Genomic DNA, 15,562 nt, shown 5'->3' with positions numbered 1-15,562 from the left:
CTCGCCATCGACCGCATCAAGGAAATCCACGCGCGCATCCCGAACACGCACCTCGTGATGCACGGTTCGTCGTCGGTCCCGCAAGACCTGCTGGCGATCATCCGCGAATTCGGCGGCGACATGAAGGAAACCTATGGCGTGCCGGTCGAGGAAATCCAGGAAGGCATCAAGCACAGCGTTCGCAAGATCAACATCGACACGGACATCCGCCTGGCGATGACGGCCGCGATCCGCAAATACCTGTTCGAGAATCCGTCGAAGTTCGACCCGCGCGACTACCTGAAGCCGGCCCGCAAAGCAGCGACGCAGATCTGCAAGGCACGCTATATCTCCTTCGGCTGCGAAGGCATGGCGGCCAAGATCAAGCCGATTCCGCTGGAGAAAATGGCGGAGCGCTACCGTGCGGGCGAGCTGAAGCAACTGGTGCAATAACTCGATGTTGTCGCTTTTAAAAATCCGGAGCAGTACTCTGCGGACAGTATGCGTATGGACTCGTCGACTTCCCCCACCCGCGCCGGCACCGTATCGTGCCACACGGCCACAAGCATTGGTACGGCGCGACCGCGGCTTCATCGGTGACTCATATCGCGATCGAAGAAGCAATGGCAAGTTAATGTAGCGTCTCTACTGACTGTTCCGCGCGCATTTTCTGCTGTAGATAGCGTAAACGGCCGATATCCTCAAAATGGCGTTGCACCCGATGCACAGGAACTTTAAGGACGTACAGTTGGGCTTTAAAAACAGGAAACCAATGAAAAAAATTTTAGTTATCGGCGCCCGCGGAAAGACCGGGCAACACGTGGTCACCGAGCTTGTGTTACGAGGTGCTGCAGTGTTGGCGGCTTCACGTACGCCCGAGCAATTCGACATTCATGGAGTTGGATGCGTTCGCTTCGACTGGAACGATGTGTCGACGTGGCTGCCTGCTCTTGAGAACGTGGATGGCGTGTACCTGGTGAAGCCTCAGTCTGGACAGGTTGTTGAGATCGTCACGCGTTTCTTAGCCTTAATGAAAACTGTCGGTACCATCCGCCTCGTGATGCTATCGGAGTGCGCCGCTCAGACCCGCTCCGACGATATTACCGAACGCCAAGTTGAAATTGCGGTGGAGGCAAGCGGCCTCGAGTGGACTATTTTGCGTCCGAACTGGTATATGGAGGATATAGTCGACGGCGTATTCTTTGGCGCCATGATACGCAATAAACGGACTATCGTTATGACAACAGGCGGTGCCTCGATCGCATGGGTCGACACTCGAGACGTCGCCAATGTTGCGGCTGAAGTCCTCTACAGCGGCGGACTACCAAGTCAGGCGCTCGAGCTGACCGGTCCGGAAGCCTTAACCCTCGATCAACTAGCCGAGCGCATTTCGGCTGTGACTGGCGATCGCGTTCAGGCTATTGAAGAGAGTGTTACACAAGCCGAGGCACGTATGCGCTCTGATGGATTCGACGATGATTTCGTGGCATACATCACTAGAATTAGCCAGAGCATCATTGCAGGCGACACGGCCATGGTAACCAATGATGTCGAGCGAATAACGGGCTATCCTCCACGTACAATCGCAGCCTTTCTGAGCGAGAACGCGGCGCTCCTTCAGCCCTCAACCAGATAAGTATGTACTCGTGCACGTTCAGTTAGCGTAGAACCACAGAACAAAATTCTGCGAGAGCACCTCGCCGTCTTCGCAAATGTCAAATTTAAATGCACGCGTGAGCGTATCGCAGGCGAGCACGGCAACACTGCTGCCCAGTTGTTCAACGGGCGCAAGCTCGAGCGAGAACACGTTCTGGTCGCGGTGCATTCGCGTGAACTGGTGTATCGGCGAACTAGCTGGTAGAGGCACGCGCCCAGATCGCGCAACTGCAGTGTATGCTGGGCAATAGCCGAAGGAACCGAAAATCTTCGGGAAGCGGTCGATCTGGCCTGCGAAAAACTAGGTTCGCGCTCTCCCTTGCCGGACAAGCACGGCAGTAAAGCCTGTTTGCATTGTCCTAAGTCTAGTGCGACTTTGCGTAAGTCAGCTGATTGCACGACCGGCGGATTCAACCGACAGGCGTAGCCCCGCTCGATGCTATAGCGACCTGATGATTGCGGGCGAAGTCCGCGCCGAAACTACGGCTCAGCCGAATAAAGGTTATCGCCGCGACGGCGCGCCGGCTCAGCGTCCGCGCAGCCTAATGCACCTTCGTCCGGCAATCACAAGCGCACGTACGGCGTTGTTGAGAGCACAGGGTTTGCTGTTGCCGAGATGTCCTAGACGTAGTATTTGCGGCCGTGCTCCGGATAGCAAAGTGATGGTCGAGGAAATGAACCAACGCTGGTGGTCAGACGGCTTGGAGATCGCCTGCGACAGCGGTGAGGTGCCATGAAGGACTGCAGTGACTGCGGGATCGTCGCGTGGTGTGTATGGAACGGCGGACGATTGCCCCGTGAGTAAGGCAGTGCGCGACACGACGATCAAGGCCTTGCACGTGGATCGGCAGGGCTTTGTTGTGCAAATCGAGCGAAAGCCGAGCTAACGCTATTTGTGATTCGTTTCATAACACTGGGACCGTAATTGGGGTGCCCAGTCGAGCGAAGCGGTTCAGCACAGCAGCCCGCTCTTGTAGCTCAGCGACCTGACGGTCGAAGTCGCGTGCCATGAGACGTTCTCCCAGCAGCTTGAAGCACCTTTTTTGTCGCCCGGAGGATCTCGTTACGTGCATCGGCACCGCAGCGGTTTGCCTTCCAGGGCTTGGCGTTCTTGCGGGTCGGGATGATGGCCTGCGCAGCACGCAACGCGATGGCTTCGTGACAGTCCTTCGTATCGTAGGCGCCATCGCCACTAACGCTGGCGATCTTCTCGTTGGCAGGAATCTGATCAAGCAGTGCGCAGCACAGGCGCATCGCCGATGCTGTTGTCGGTCCAGGTCATGGGCCGTGTAGCACATATATTGTGCATTGTGGCTGCACTAGCCCGCGCAACAAAATAGCTTCCGAAAGGTGAGCGGTGAAACACTCGACAGCCCTCGCGCGCCAGCGCCGGCGCTACGGTTTCTATGCCGAGGCCGTAAGCATTGGCTTTTAGAACAGCTGCACATTCGGCATTCGACATCCCGGCAAGCAGCCGATAATTTTCGCGCACTGCACTAAGGTCGACTGACAACGTTGCCCTGGCGATTAACGAATCTGCGTAATTTAGCATTTGTTCAACTTAAGGTTGAGACAACCAATGCTCCATAGTATCGTCGCGGCGTCCATTTCCCGCGTAGCGAAACACGGCCAGATCATCAGCACGGATGACAGGCTTGGAGCCAGTGATTAAATCGGCTATCACGCTGGCAGAGCCACAGGCCATCGTCCAACCCAAAGTACCATGTCCGGTGTTGAGGTATAAATTGGATAGCGGAGTTGCGCCGACTATAGGCGTACTGTCTGGCGTCATCGGCCGCAAACCCGTCCAGAAGGTAGCTTCACTGGTATCGCCAGCTCCTGGGAACAAGTCGTTAACGACCATCTCAAGCGTCTTGCGCCGTGCTTGGTTGAGGGAGCGGTTAAACCCTGAGATCTCGGCCATCCCACCGACGCGGATGCGGTCATCGAAGCGAGTCACCGCAATTTTGTAGGTCTCGTCTAAGACGGTCGAGATTGGCGCTCGCTCGGCACGGACTATTGGCACCGTAATCGAATAGCCTTTGAGCGGATAAACCGGTAGACTAAATTTCCGCCGGAGCAGCAAGCGTGAATAGCTTCCAAGCGCTAGCACGTAGCGCTGCGCCGTAAGCAAACCCTTGTCCGTGCGCACCGCACCAATTCGGTCACGTGTAATTTCGAGCGCCTGAATATTCGTGTCGAATTTGAAGCGCACACCTAATTCACGTGCGAGCGCTGCCAAACGTGCGGTAAATAGCTGACAATCACCGGTCTCGTCATTGGGCAGACGTAAGCCGCCGACTAAGGACCTGTGGTCACCGAGCGCGGGCTCGGCTTTGCTCAGCTGGCGCCCCTGAAGGAGTTCGTACTCGACACCCGCCTGCTTGAGAACATCGATATCACTGGCAGCGCTCTCAAGCTGCTGCTGGGTTCGAAACAACTGCAGGGTGCCGAGACTACGCCCTTCGTACGTGATGCCAGTTTTGGAGCGCAGCTCGCGGAGGCAGTCGCGGCTATACTCGGCCAAGCGAACCATGCGCTCCTTGTTCAACGCGTAGTGGTTGGCGTCGCAATTTCGGTACATCTGCCACATCCACTGCAGTTGAAATAATGAGAAATCTAATCGGATCGCCAGGGGCGCGTGTCGCTGAAAGAGCCATTTCGCAGCCGTGAGCGGGACGCCCGGCGCCGCCCATGGCGAGGCACAGCCGGGCGAAATCTGACCGGCGTTGGCAAAACTCGTTTCCAGGGCAGGACCGGGTTGTCGGTCGACTACGGACACCGCATGCCCCGCCTTAGCCAAATAGTAAGCCGTGGTCACACCGACCACCCCGCCACCAAGTACAAGTACCTGCATAATGTTCCTGAAATAGGTCTCGACTCCTTGCGCGAACGACCTTGGTAGGTCACGTAGAGTACGCAAGTAAAGTTCGTGCCCGTTCTCCGAAGCGTGCTCATCTAATGGACGCGCTTTCAGGATTCGATATTCGGCAAGCCCGAGCACATGCAACTTTACGACAGCAAATTCTGAAGTAGTCGTGATAGCGCTAGTGGCGGTGCATAGAACGTACGAAGTACGCGCAGTTTAAAAAACCGCACGCAGTTGACCGTGGAGCGACTTGACCTCTCGCATTTTGTCGTGATCCGCGACTACGGTAAGGGCTTTAGAACTTTCGTTTGGCTTGTCTTCGGCCTCCATAACAATCACGCAGTTGCCCAGTCGAGCCAGAGCTAATGGAGTGAGAAGGACGGTCGGACCGCCGCAAGCAATATTGATATTATTGATATGTTTGCTCAAGTTCATTCCTCGTGTGCTCGGCCAAATCGCGCCAAGACGGCTCTAGGGTGCAAGCGTTGAAAGTAGCTGATCCGATGTCATAATAGAAATTGGCACCCTTATCAGCGAGGTGCTTTTAGGCCAAAAGCCACGACATCTGGCTTAAAACCTGAGGTTGAAAATTTTCAAATTAAACAAGACATCCACAAGCACGTCGAACTGCCCTTGCCCAGCCTTTTCCGAGGTTGACGGTCATGCCGACCGGTAAACAGTGCTTTTGCGGCCCCCTCTAGCTAATTCGGAAGTCCACTTTTAGAAGCACCTAACAAACCCGTATGGCTGCGTTAAATTGGCTCGCGGGACTGGCGTACCGTCTTGATTGCTGGGCTTTGCCTGTAGGTCGTCTTATGCGCGCGTGAACCCACTGGTTCCTTAAGTTTCCACTTCGTGAGGGGTCAAGGTAACAATCGCACCAGTACATTCGGACTTCGTATGCGACCATTTGTCGCGGTCCCCGGTGGGGTGTGCTGTTCGGTGGCCCGTAGCTCCAAGCCAATTTATGCGCGAGCCTAACATCGCCCGCCTCCAAACGGGGCCTCGTCCTGTTGCCATCACTGCATGCTTGTCCGTGCAATCGGCGGAATGAACTGCTTCCTATTGCCGTGACCTCGATTTCGTGCGATTACGCAGAACGTAATCGCACCGGAAGCTCCTCTTGCATTCAAATAGTGCCCGTGTTTATAGCCGCCGCCGGTTCAAGCAAACAGACGTTCCTGGTGCAGCGAGAAACTGCGCGTTGCCTATATATCGGTCACGCCCCTAGATCCCGATGGGAGTATCGTCGGCGTAGCACGTTGCCGCTGCCCGAAGTGCCAGCGCATACACGGCCGCCTCCGGCGCACTAAGCAAAGAGAAGCTGCTCGCAGCAAGCGGAATACTGGTGGAGCGGTCGCTTGGCTCGGTCTTGCTGTACCGATCGTAGGCTCAGCCGGCGTATTAATTGCTATCGTGGGTACTATTCAGTCCCGCCTCAATGACGTACCCGCATTAGCGAAATTGCTTGGCTAGTCCTACGGGGGGTTCTTGTTCAACGCCAACGTACCAAGGGAGCCTCTGAGCTGTTGCTGCCTTTCCATCCCAACCACATATTCCCGGAAACTCCAGCGACAGACCTGCTCTCTGCGCGCATTACCTAGCGTTCTGGATACTTCGTCTGGTCCAGATTTGCCTGTTATTTCGTGCCGCTAAGACAACGAGCCCCAGAGCGATTGCAGCAGGTATTGGGGACACAACTAGGACGCTCACCAGTTTAGCGCGCTCGAGCAGGACCGCCGCGAGCGCAGGACCAAGTGACTGCGAGGCCGCGATTGCGATGTAGATTGCGCGTGTATAGTGACCACTGCCGTCGTTACTCGAGGTCTGCGCCATGTAGTAAGCGAGACCCATGTTCCAAGCCCCGGCCAATAGCGATACTGATACCGTAAACATTATCACGTCATGCGACCACCAAGTCAGGCTCAGACCAGTAAATAGAACAAAGGTCGTGATGAAAAGCATGCGTACTCGGCTCCCCGCGTCGCCTAAAAGCGCTGGAGCGAGTGCCCCCAGCCCACTAGTCAATAAGCCAAGACCCAAAGCCCAAGCGACATCGTTACTAGAAAGCCCATTCGCCGACCCAAGGCGCTCAACGAAGCCCCAGACAATGTTCAGACTAATGCCGAACAAAACCAAGCCCGCTAACCCAGCACGTGCGGGCCAAGCGCTTCCAGTCCGATCGGACGTGGTCGCGGCGCCGAACTGCGACGTCTCTTTCGATCCGCTGGCATCCTTGGGCAAAAAAAGAGAAAGCAATATTGCGATCGCAAACAATAGGGCGCCCGAGCCGATCGTCGCCTCATAACCCAATGTCTGACGAGCTGTGTTAAGCAGCCAGACCCAGAGTGCGTTGATCACGCATGATACCAGCAGACCAGCTCCAAAAGCTCGGTCAGGCTGGGGCGATCGGGCGAGCAAACATGAGGTCACGAGCGTGACTGTATTTGAGGCCATACCCGAGACGAACCGCGTTACAGCGAGAGCCGCGAATCCCGCCATCCACCCCGTCGCGACGTTTGCAAGTATCGCGACAATGCTTGCTAAAATAATTAGCGTTTTCCACCTTAGCCGAGATGTGGCCCAAAACGCAAACAGCGCGCCAACCACTGCGCCGGACTGCTCGATTGAGAGAATCCAACCTACTTCACTTATACTGAGCTTGACCTGGTCAACATACAGTCCGGCCAAGAGAGGAGAGACCGTAAGGAGCACTACCGACAAGGCATAAATTAGGGTGCTAGCGGCCATGTCTAACTTAGTGACAGGCGCAGTCTGGCTCTGGTGCATACAAAGTCGGTAAGTAAGAGGTCAAAAACGAAATTTCAACGAATCGAATGCCGGATTCAGGCCACTCACGCGACAATGGCCGCTCGTCAGTTCGGTGTTCTGGCTCAACTAAGATAGACGTGTTTATCGCCGCTTACATGCCACATGATGAAATACCAACAACACAACAACGTTGCAAGTCTAGAATGATGCCGGCGCCCATCGGATTTGCCCCGGCATCGCATATTGACATCGTCAATGTGGATTTAGACTTGCAGCTACATGGTCAAGACATACTGTCAATGTTCCATGGTCCCCATCTGCCACATTTCTTGCGCTACGCGCCAACCTTGCGCAGTGCGCTTCAGCACGAAGAGCTGGCGAATCGCTTCCGGCTTTTCCCTCTTCGGAGGGTTTGCCTTGCAGCTTAGAGTTGCGAACACGGAAGCCATGTCGCCCGATGCAATAATCGGGTCCAGTACCTCAAAATGACATGCCTTGTTGCCCCCCGGACCCAAGTACGCGTTCCAATTCACCAACGCCGTAATCGCATCTTTCATGCCGCGCTCCGTTTTCGTCTCACCTTCGCCAATAATGATGGCATCCTCAGTATAAAAACGATGCGCCAATTGCTCAGGCGTCGCTCCACTCCAGTTTGCCTCATCCTGACTTTTGAAGAGCGCGCGAATCTCCTGCGACGCGGAGTCGCGGCCAGACTCAGTCTTGTCGCGCGCAACAGCAGAATACGAAGCGGCGCACATCACCGAGAAAAGAACAAATTTCAGTTTATTAGTAAGTTTCATATCGTCTTTCTATCAGGGTTACAAAAATTAGAAATCTTCAAGTGTGGTACGGGCAAAGGCTAATTATCAGCTGTTGAGGACGGCAGCAAATTTGGCCGGACGGTACCTGCGAAGCCATAGCGCGAGCAACACGCCGGAGGCCATTGCAATCGGAATTCCAACCGGTATTCTGTTGACTACAGGGTTCTGACTACCACTTAAAAACTCGAAATTGTCCACCGCAATAACGAGTGCACCAATCAAACCAATGAGTGACAAAGCTGGGGCAACAATATGTGACCAGACTTTCCGATCGGAACGACCGCGAAAATAGGAGATAATTGCCAAGCTCGTGAGCGCTTGCAAAAACATCACCCCGACAGCAGCAAATCCTAGGGCGATCAATCCGAGACCGAGCATGGGATGCAGCCCCAAGTACGCCGCGCCCCCTACCACGATAAGCGAGACAAGTGAGACGGTAGTGCTGGCGACAGAGGGTGAGCCGTGTTTAGGATGAGCACGACCGAGTGCGGCCGGAAGACAGCCTTGGCGACCAAGTACGAACAGGTAGCGCGCTGCCACGTTGTGCAGCGATAACACGGTTGCAAACATACTTGTGACGATCGCCGCCTGAATAACATGCGTGAACGTGGCATTCATGAACTGATTGCTAAGCTTGAAGTAGATCAAACCAATATCGTCCGGCTTAATTCCGCTGATATTATTCGGGCCTACCGCACCAACCGTAATCCAGGAAGTTAGGAAATAAAAGATCCCTATGACGGAGATAGCAATATAAGTAGCACGCGCGACCGTCTTCTCTGGCGACTTTGCTTCCTCAGAATATAGCGCTGCCGACTCAATCCCAAAATAGCAGGTGAAGGCCAAGAGAATGGCGACGCCTGGCGCCCCTTCTGTCATACCGCGCCAGTTCAGGGATACCATTGGCAATGCTGCGCTGCCCAATCGGCCCACAATGCTGGAATCGAAGGCCAGTAACAGTAGAAACTCGAGCACAATTAGTGCCAGAACTGCCCGTGCACTGAAGTCGATTTTCCGAAGACCAAGGAGGCCAACTAGAACCCATGCCCCAAGCGAATACACGATCCATGGCAGTTTGTAGCCAAGAAGTTCGCTTACCGAGGTTTGCATTACGAAGCCGAGGTAGCTCAAGCCACCAGGCACGAACATCGTGTATGAGATCACCGCAACACAAGCCGCACCAAGTCCAGTAATCGTGCCCAGACCGCGCGCGATGTAAGCATAAAAGGCACCGCCAACAATCACCTCTCGACTGATCGCAGAATACCCAACTGCAAACAGCGCCATCACGGCAGTGACGACAACGAAGGCAAGCGGCAGCGCGGTACCGCTGCCGAAGACTAAGGCAACTGGCAGCGTACCAATGACACCAGCAAGAGGTGCGACAGCCGCGACAACGAATACCGCTAGGCGAAACGTGCCTAGTGTACGGGGCAGAACGGCATGACCAACTGCGGCGTCGGGAACAGGAACTGATGCGTGATTAATCGTGGCTTTGGTCACAGGAGTCTCCGCGTTGTTTTTAAATGATCAGACATCTGGATGTTCATGAGCTACGATAGGCAGCGCGCGAGAATCGTACTAGGTGTTTTGTGGCCATATGTGATCGCGACCCTGTCGGCGAGATCGGCACGCAGTCGACATATAGAAACTACACTATTCTCATCGCTAATTTACGGCGGAAGCGTGTCGTCGCAAATACAAACCGTCGCGTTGGTAAGCCGGAGAGCCTAAATTTGCGACATGGCCATTTAGGCGTACGCGCAAAGACAAGCCAAAACTTGAAGTACGCCGGGCTGGCGGGCAAACGTCGACCCGACTGTGTGTCAAGACAATCACTTTTCTTAGCTTTAGCGCTGGACTTTGGAACAAAACAACTACGGCGGACACATGCCGACAGAATTCAACGCCAATTGAATCGCCGCAGGACCATTATTCCTAAGATTCCTGGACACTTAGCCTAACAAAATTCGCTGTGCCTCGGATCCGTCGACCCGGAATCAGGCGGATATAGCGTTGCGTTATCGCGGCGGTGTCGCAATGCATTCGTGAATAGACCTGTTCCGCGAACGAACGCGCCTGTTCATTCAAACAGCGTGCCGCGTATTTGCTTTTGCACGCGTCGTTTTGTGGCATTCCATAGCGCCGCTTTACCCATATAATCGAATGGAGAGACAGGCCAGTCTTGAGGTTTGCGATCGACGATCCAAAATTCTGTAAGGTCAGTGGAGCGCCCGCGCACCATATCGGCAATGGTCTTTCCGTGAAGATGGCTAATCGCGTTTCCATGTCCCCAACAACCTGCCATATAGATCACACGCTCGTCGCCAACGTAGCCCAGATGAGGAACGAGATCGCGTGTAGCCGAGAAATGACCGCCCCACGTTTGCGCCATTCGTACTTTTCCTAGTGTCGGGAAAATCCGCTGCAGGTGTTCGGTTGATCGCGTGGCTCCTTCTGCAGATAGCAATGGATCCATTTCACCATGGCGTGTATAGCCACCATAATAAATCCAGTAATATTGGATTCTGCCGTCTAACGTGGGAGACATCCAATGGAAGAGTTCGAGCGTACTTTCGATCGCATTCCCACGTTGCCACCCAAGCTCTTTCCACTGCTCTTCGCTCAATCGCTCGGTCACTGCCGTTCGTGCAATCATTGGAGACTGCCGCCTTCGCAACGAGTCGCCAATCGGACCCTGTAGAAGGTGCGTATATGCATTTGTCGCGAGCACAAGTCTGTTCGCATAGACTTTTCCCCTCGGGGTCGCCACGACGAGACCGCCAGGGCGGCGCTCCAGATGAATCGCCGGTGTCTGTTCATAGACCATTACACCGGCTTGCTCCGCCAAACGCTTTAATTCTCGGACATGTTTGACTGGATGAAGCATTCCCATGTTGGGTTCAAAGATCGCAGCGTGGAAGTTCGGATTACCGGCGTATTCAGCCTGAAGCTCCGGCTTATCCACCCAGCGCGAGTCAGTCATCCCGAAGTCACGGTAAAGATTCATTAGCTCTTCAAGCTGCCCAACCCAACGAGGATCAAAGGCGACACGCATGACGCCTGGATGACGATATTCACTCGCTAGAGCGTTCTCTTGAATAATTGTCTTGGTGTACTCTACCGCTTGCCGACAATAGGACAGCGCAGCGATTGACTTTTCCTTACCGTATTTTTTTCGAACCGCGAGCTGGTCAAGGCCAAACTGTGTCATGACCCAGCCACCTGAGCGGCCGCTTGCGCCATACCCAACGATTTCGCTCTCGATGACTGCTACGCGAGCAGCCTTGTCGTCTTTTGCCAAATGCCAAGCGGTCGACAACCCAGCAATTCCGCCGCCAACAACTAACACGTCGACATGCAAGTCCTCTCGCAACGGCGTGTTCGGAATGTAGCTGCCTGCATCGTCGAGCCAAAACGATTTGTTTGCATGAATTATCATGTAGGTCACAACCTTTCCGTATTCGCCCTCAAGTGCGCTGAGTTCGACAAGCGTACCTAGCGTCTGGCCTCACAGCATCCTCAAATCTTTATCAGTCGCGTAAGGCAAGCTTCAGGTTCGCATCCAAGCTGCCACGGCTTTTCAACCGATCGTTTGGGATTGAATTAACACTAATGCTTCGTTGCGTGTCATTAAAAGCGCATGTTTCTTTTCCATGCCGTACAGGCTTGTTCGATGCGGTCAATCGCTCGGTCACCAACACAGTCGAGATCACCAATTGCCGAAATCGAGTAGCTGCATCTCCTACAAACCAGTCTGCCCTACATTTACCGGTGCGAAGGGCGCGCTCCTGGCGGCCGCTGGTTCCGTTCCTTCAGTGACCGGAGCATCGTGAAGTCCACGGTTATGGAAACGAAGGTGTTTTCAGGCCAAACACGACCGCCGATCTGTACTGTCGCGCTTGAAATGGCACAAACTCAGGCGGCCTCAGAAGTTCTGGACGAATGCTCTCGGCGTCTTTGAGCCTCACGTGCTTTGGGTGAAGTTTGGGGACGCGGACCGCGCCGCCGGCGGAGTCTCTGGGAGCACAAGTGCCGGCTCGCTCGACCCCGATCGAGCGCTTCTCCTTCTTATTTCATGCGAGACTGCAGAGGTCAATCAGGGCGTGATCGCGCAAGATCGAAGTTCTTCCGTGCTCAACACTTACAGCATGTAGACGAAATCAACCCATGTGCAAGTCTACTGGGTAGCATGCGCGCCTCGGCAAACCGTACCCAAGCGACGTCGTGAAGCCCAGCATCGGCGGTCCGGAGTATCGTTCCCAATGGCCGACTGTCCATCCATTCGTCGCATCGACAAAATACACGTCGTTAGGCTCTGCAGAAGTTGAGACGGCGCGTGCTTGATGCTAGGTCTTTTCGTCATCGCCGGACTGCGCAATCGCCCCATGTTCACCTACGGCGACAATACGGTCGCCAGCACGTGTTGCGGCTAGGTATTCGATACTAAAAAAATCGCGAGATGCGCCTCTAGACGGGCAATCAATGGTTTCAAATTCGGACTTATGGTATCTCCTGCAGTGCTGCCAATGCGCCCGCGTCGATGCCCGCGAAAGTGGGTTTATCTTGATACCAAACAACCGACTCGAAATGCCGGCGACCGAAGCGCCGGCTCGGACGCAGCAACGCGTTAGAACCATCCTCGCAGTTGGAGCTCGACGAGCGTTTCGTCGAGGCTGCGACGCGTAATCTCCACTACACGATCGATCTCAGCACGGGAAATTACCAAGGGCGGGGCGATAATCATTCGGTCGTTGACAATAGCGCGGATGATAAGGCCGTTTTTGCGTGCGAATTCGCGGCAAATCGCGTTAACTTGTTTGTCGTAATCAAAGAGCGCATTTGTAGATTTGTCCTTTACGATCTGGATTGCCCACATTAATCCGATACCGTCGGTGTAGCCGACCAGTGGGTGATCATTCAGAGTGGCCAATTTCTCGGCGAGATATGGGCCCGCGTCCTCACGCACGTAGTCGACAATTTTTTCCTGAATGAGCAGTTTGACGTTAGCTACGCCAACAGCGCACGCAACGGGGTGACCCGAATAAGTGTATCCGTGGTTAAAGATACCGCCGTTTTCGACGACGTCGGCCACTCGATCGCTGACCATGACCCCGCCTAACGGAACATAGCCACTCGTGACGCCCTTTGCAAACGTCATCAAATCGGGCTCATAACCAAATGTCTGGCACCCCCACCAGTTTCCGGTACGGCCGAATCCGCAGATTACCTCGTCGCTGACGAGCAGGATGTCGTACTTGCGGCAGATCCGTTGAATTTCTGGCCAATAACTGGACGGGGGGACTACGACGCCACCCGCGCCCTGCACGGGCTCCGCAATGAAGGCAGCAACGTTTTCGGGTCCAACTTCGATGATCTTTTCTTCCAGCCAGCTGGCTGCCTTCAGTCCAAACTGCTCTCGCGTCAGACCGCTGCCCAGCGCCTCATAGTGAGGCTGTTCGATGTGGACGATGCCTGGAATCGGCAAATCACCCTGCGCGTGCATCCAAGGCATACCCGACAAAGAAGCGCCGCCGATCGTCGAGCCATGGTAAGCGAAATTGCGTGCAATAAGCGTCTTACGCTCTGGCTTTCCCACCAAGTCCCAATAATGCCGCACAAGGCGGATTACGGTGTCGTTGCCTTCGGAACCGGAATTCGAGTAGTACACGCGTTTGAACTGTGCCGGGCTTACCTCGGCAAGAAGCTCCGCGAGCTCGATCGATGACGGCACTGCAGTGTGAAAGAAGGCGTTGTAGTATGCGAGTGACTTCAATTGCTCGCTCGCTGCTTCGATCAGCTTTGGCTGACCGTAACCAGCGTTGACACACCATAGGCCGGCCATCCCATCTAGCAAGACATTGTCATCGTTATCACGGATCCACACTCCCTCGCCACCGGTGATGATACGGGTGCCTTCCTTGTGTAATGAGGCGCCGTCCGTGAAGGGATGAATGAAATGGGCTTTGTCAGCGGCTTGCCAGGATGCGGTATCACGTTTCGTGGATTGCATAGCGTACTCTTTAATGGTGGATGGGAGAACCAAAAATCCTTTTCGACGAGACGATCGTAGGATTGCACCGTCCCTGGCATCAGGTGCCAAGAGGCCATTACGCAGTACTCATAGGCGAGCGCGGAGAATCCGGACCGTACAATGGTACCGTTCGTCCCGTCAAGGCGAGCACGACAGTGGCTCTACTGTGATGCGTGCGACGTTGACACGAAAAAAAGACATGCTAGGGCCGCCGCCGCTAACATGTCCAAAGGGAGAGACACAGGGAAGGAAGACTTCTATACCCGTCGATCGGCAGTCCAAATAACACGTGTTAACACGCTATTTAGATCTACGATGTTGCCACTTTGGTTAAGGCAGTCTGGCAACGTCAATATCGACATGAGCACTTCCGTCATAAAACCATGGTAGGTTCCAGACCTTTGCGTGGACAGGTGACAACGGGCCATCGTGCGCTACCCTGCCAAGCCGTATGGCCCCCTATCCCGAGTGCGTTCGCCTGTTCGCGATAGCTCAATTTCGCAAACTTGCCTTCAGGATAGGTCAGCTGCATCAGTGCAGAAAGAGAAAGAGAACCCTAGGGCCGCCATCATGCTCAGGCTTGTAGGGCATACAACTGCCGACGTAAATAGACAGGAACACGTTCGTTACTTCAGCTTCTGAATTAGGCAACTTCGATACCATGGGAGACAACTGGAAGGTGCCGTACAGGTGGGCCCCCTGCATCAGCGACCGCGTTCGCGACCGCGGCAATCACCAACGGCACGGCTGTCTCGCCAACTCCGTGTGCGTGCCCCTCCGACGACAAAAAGTGGACTTCTACGCTCGGCATACTCGCCATCTTAAGGATTGGGTAATCATGGAAATTCGACTGGATCACCTTTCCATCAGATTTAACGATTGTTTCTAGTTTCTATAGATTTTTGACGTACTTGTATGGAGTCTCATGCTAGTTTGTTTCGATTAAAACAGATACATAAGTCAATTTTTCTGCGCCATGATATTCACCGTGGCCTTGCCCGTGAATTCATTCCTCGCTTTGCTTCGCTACGACGAGAAACACGAAAACGAGCGAAAAGCTTCCTCGACGACATGATATTGACCACGCATTCACGAGCATATCGCTACTTTGCAAGTCGCCTGATGTACATGCCTTAGTCCACGTAGATAAGTAGAGATGACTCCACCGCAAGCGATTGCATGTGCGCCAACTGCGGTCCGCCAGCCAGAACAATTTCCGCATAGAATTTCGTATCGCAATATCTGGGAAAACCGCGATGAAATTCCTTCAATTACACGATTTTATTATGGCCGGCGGCGCGAATCACATTCAGAACGTTCGAGTTACAAAAAAACCGATACTGTCGCGATCGCTGTAAGCATTGGTGGTCGAATTGCCCCCCCAATACTTAACGTAATTGATGCCAGCTTGCCACTCCAGTGGATTCTGTG

The 15,562-nt window shown here is 54.2% G+C and carries 11 protein-coding genes and 1 pseudogene; 2 read left to right on the top strand and 10 right to left on the bottom strand.

Annotated features, from left to right (window positions below):
* Positions 1–432: class II fructose-bisphosphate aldolase (locus tag QPK29_RS32860; protein WP_400189938.1), on the top strand; the 432-nt coding region annotated here is incomplete at its 5' end.
* A 319-nt stretch (positions 433–751) separates the two neighbouring features.
* Positions 752–1,615, top strand: coding sequence for an NAD(P)H-binding protein (locus QPK29_RS32855; protein ID WP_371772209.1), 864 nt, complete (start codon positions 752–754; stop codon positions 1,613–1,615).
* A gap of 18 nt (positions 1,616–1,633) precedes the next feature.
* Here QPK29_RS32855 and QPK29_RS32850 read toward each other — a convergent pair whose 3' ends face one another.
* The 10 genes and pseudogenes from QPK29_RS32850 to QPK29_RS32805 form a co-directional block, all read right to left on the bottom strand.
* Entirely contained in the window at positions 1,634–1,804 is a 171-nt protein-coding gene (locus QPK29_RS32850; RefSeq protein WP_371772210.1) for a hypothetical protein, read from the bottom strand.
* Positions 1,805–2,540: 736 nt separating this feature from the next.
* Positions 2,541–2,923: pseudogene (locus QPK29_RS32845) on the bottom strand (transposase); the annotation flags it as partial.
* A 273-nt stretch (positions 2,924–3,196) separates the two neighbouring features.
* Positions 3,197–4,492 carry a D-amino acid dehydrogenase gene (locus QPK29_RS32840; protein ID WP_371772211.1) on the bottom strand — a complete coding sequence of 432 codons (1,296 nt, stop codon included), beginning with the start codon at positions 4,490–4,492 and terminating at the stop codon, positions 3,197–3,199.
* A 228-nt stretch (positions 4,493–4,720) separates the two neighbouring features.
* A complete protein-coding gene (locus QPK29_RS32835) occupies positions 4,721–4,933 on the bottom strand; it encodes a hypothetical protein (RefSeq protein ID WP_371772212.1) in 213 nt (70 codons plus the stop codon).
* Positions 4,934–6,100: 1,167 nt separating this feature from the next.
* Positions 6,101–7,255 carry an MFS transporter gene (locus tag QPK29_RS32830; protein ID WP_400189940.1) on the bottom strand — a complete coding sequence of 385 codons (1,155 nt, stop codon included), beginning with the start codon at positions 7,253–7,255 and terminating at the stop codon, positions 6,101–6,103.
* A gap of 317 nt (positions 7,256–7,572) precedes the next feature.
* Positions 7,573–8,076 carry a YybH family protein gene (locus QPK29_RS32825; RefSeq protein WP_371772214.1) on the bottom strand — a complete coding sequence of 168 codons (504 nt, stop codon included), beginning with the start codon at positions 8,074–8,076 and terminating at the stop codon, positions 7,573–7,575.
* A 66-nt stretch (positions 8,077–8,142) separates the two neighbouring features.
* Complete coding sequence (locus QPK29_RS32820; protein WP_371772215.1) at positions 8,143–9,600, bottom strand: APC family permease; 1,458 nt, start codon at positions 9,598–9,600, stop codon at positions 8,143–8,145.
* 580 nt (positions 9,601–10,180) lie between these two features.
* Positions 10,181–11,539: an NAD(P)/FAD-dependent oxidoreductase gene (locus tag QPK29_RS32815; RefSeq protein ID WP_371772217.1), complete on the bottom strand. Its 1,359-nt coding sequence runs from the start codon at positions 11,537–11,539 to the stop codon at positions 10,181–10,183.
* A 1,188-nt stretch (positions 11,540–12,727) separates the two neighbouring features.
* Positions 12,728–14,110, bottom strand: a complete 1,383-nt coding sequence (locus QPK29_RS32810) for an aspartate aminotransferase family protein (protein WP_371772216.1) — start codon at positions 14,108–14,110, stop codon at positions 12,728–12,730.
* Between the two features lie 1,330 nt (positions 14,111–15,440).
* Positions 15,441–15,533 carry a hypothetical protein gene (locus QPK29_RS32805; protein ID WP_400189939.1) on the bottom strand — a complete coding sequence of 31 codons (93 nt, stop codon included), beginning with the start codon at positions 15,531–15,533 and terminating at the stop codon, positions 15,441–15,443.
* Positions 15,534–15,562 lie beyond the last annotated feature (29 nt).

The organism is Massilia orientalis, from assembly GCF_030411975.2.
Lineage (GTDB): Bacteria > Pseudomonadota > Gammaproteobacteria > Burkholderiales > Burkholderiaceae_D > Telluria > Telluria orientalis.
Note: the sequence above shows the minus strand (reverse complement) of the source record. Positions and strands in the feature narration are given on the sequence as shown.